This window comes from Advenella sp., from assembly GCF_052108595.1.
Taxonomy (GTDB): Bacteria; Pseudomonadota; Gammaproteobacteria; order Burkholderiales; family Burkholderiaceae_B; genus Advenella.
Genome location: NZ_JBQEAU010000068.1, coordinates 1 through 2,107 on the forward strand (window position 1 = coordinate 1; position 2,107 = coordinate 2,107).

Here is a 2,107-nt window from a genome sequence, read left to right on the forward strand (position 1 = left end):
ACGACCAAGCCCCAGATCGATACGATCTGGATACAGCGATGCCAGCGTACCAAATTGCTCGGCAATCACCAGTGGCGAATGATTCGGCAACATGACGCCGCCCGATCCAACCCGGATCGATTGCGTGCCACCCGCAATAAACCCGAGCGCAACCGAGGTCGCCGCACTGGCAATCCCCGGCATATTGTGGTGTTCGGCCATCCAGAAGCGGCGATAACCCAGCTTTTCGGCAGTCTGCGCCAGCTTCAGGGAATGATGTAGCGCTTCGCGGGTGGTTTCGCCTTCATTGACGGGAGATAAATCTAATACTGAAAATGGAATCACAACGGCCTCGCAAAAATCAGACAGCAGGCACCTTTGACGGGCCTGAAGGTATAAGTACAGACGATCAGCGCGCTACGCCGGGCAAGCGACGCAAATGAGCAGCACATGGGCTGATCGAAACGATCTGTACGGAAAATTAGTTGACTAAGCAATAGTAATACAGGCAAAGATCCGAAGCGACAAAAACCCTGTCCTTAGCATGACTGTCCATTACTTGCCGAGGACAGCGTTCGCAAAAATGCCTCATCCTCGCCGGTCAGCCAGCCCTTTTGCCGGGCAGCATCGATCAGATCCGGGCGACGGCTGGCAGTGAGCGCAAGCGAGGCCTCTCGCCTCCAGCGTGCAATATTTTTATGATGACCCGAGGACAGCACCGAGGGTACCGATACGCCATTAAATACCTCCGGGCGCGTGTAATGAGGACTGTCCAGCAGACCGGACAATGACGGCTGAAAAGAATCCTGAATAGCAGAATCGGCCGTATGTAATACCTCGGGCAGCAACCTGACAACGGCATCCATGATTGCCATGGCGGCAATTTCTCCGCCCGAGAGCACAAAATCGCCCAAAGACAGTTCATCGTCTACATACTGGTCGACAAAGCGCTGATCAATACCTTCGTAGCGGCCACAAAGCAGAATCGCACCCGGCGTGGCAGCGAGCGACTGGGCGACAGCCTGGTCAAAACGACGCCCTACGGGGCTCATCAGAATAACCGGTAACGGCGATACCCCCTGGGCCTGCTGATGCGAGCGCGCCGCCATCAGTGCACGCTCAAGCGGCTGACTGAGCATAACCATACCAGGCCCACCACCATAGGGGCGATCATCGACCGTATGATGCACGTCTGTGGTGTAGCTTCTTGGGTTCCAGGTATTGACCGACCAGATGCCCTGCCGATGTGCCCTGCCCGTGACGCCTGAATCGCTCACCGCCGTGAACAATTCAGGAAACAGGGTAATCACATCAAACCGCATTAGAAATCCAGGGGAAAACGGGTAACAATACGGCGAGCCGCCACATCCACTTCCGGCACATGTTCGCTGACAAAAGGCACCAGCCATTCCTGAACGCGCCCTTTGGCGTCGAGTATAGGCGCCGGCTCGCCCCGTTCATCGGCCTGGTGCCGGGCAACCCGCAACAAACCGTGCGCGCCATTGTCCATCACTTCCAGGACAATACCGGCAAGCTGGCCGCCATCCTCAAGATAGACCCGGCTGCCGATCAGATCAACCCAGTAATATTCGTCGTCTGGCGCCGAAGGAAACAGGCTGCGGGACGCAAAAATCGACGTGCCTTTCATGGCCTCGGCCTGATCGCGATCAGTAACGCCCTCCAGCGCGGCCACCAGATCGGCGCCCTGCTCCCGCACCCGCTGCACATGAATAGGCGTATGCGCAGACAACAGCGCGCCATTACGAGGCGATACACGGGCCAGCCACCACTGCTCAATATCCAGCAACGCGCTGCGGTCGTCTGAATAGGGCTGGATTTTTACCATTCCCTTGACGCCATAGGCAGACACAATGCGGCCTAGCTCGACCAGATCCTCGGGTAGCGTGCTCATTCCAGCTCCAGGCAATGAAAATTCAAATGATGATAAAACAAAATAGGAGTGCCAGGCTAGGTGCGTTCGCAGGCTGATTCAGCCACAAATGCGACTATTAGATGATTTATCGGACAGTAATATCGAACGATCTATTTTACGTTAAATCGATTTACCCAATGGCTACAGCGCAAATGGCAAAGCCCCGGCATGAAGCCAGGGCCAGAGCCAGTACTT

3 protein-coding genes are annotated in these 2,107 nt (G+C 55.8%); all 3 read right to left on the minus strand.

Annotated features, from left to right (window positions below; all coding sequences use genetic code 11):
• On the minus strand, positions 1–324 hold a 324-nt coding region (locus ACTIKR_RS12935; RefSeq protein WP_442328035.1), incomplete at its 3' end, for an MsnO8 family LLM class oxidoreductase.
• A gap of 194 nt (positions 325–518) precedes the next feature.
• Positions 519–1,301 carry a tRNA (guanosine(37)-N1)-methyltransferase TrmD gene (gene trmD / locus ACTIKR_RS12940; protein WP_442328036.1) on the minus strand — a complete coding sequence of 261 codons (783 nt, stop codon included), beginning with the start codon at positions 1,299–1,301 and terminating at the stop codon, positions 519–521.
• The gene (gene rimM, locus ACTIKR_RS12945; protein WP_442328037.1) at positions 1,301–1,891 is read right to left on the minus strand and encodes a ribosome maturation factor RimM; all 591 of its coding nucleotides are present in this window, start codon (positions 1,889–1,891) and stop codon (positions 1,301–1,303) included. The genes trmD and rimM overlap by 1 nt, the downstream gene beginning before the upstream one ends.
• Between the last annotated feature and the right edge of the window lie 216 nt (positions 1,892–2,107).

Excerpts from the sequence above, each read along its gene's own strand:
- rimM (WP_442328037.1), bottom strand. The coding sequence starts at position 1,891 with ATGAGCACGCTACCCGAGGATCTGGTCGAGCTAGGCCGCATTGTGTCT.
- trmD (WP_442328036.1), bottom strand. The coding sequence starts at position 1,301 with ATGCGGTTTGATGTGATTACCCTGTTTCCTGAATTGTTCACGGCGGTG.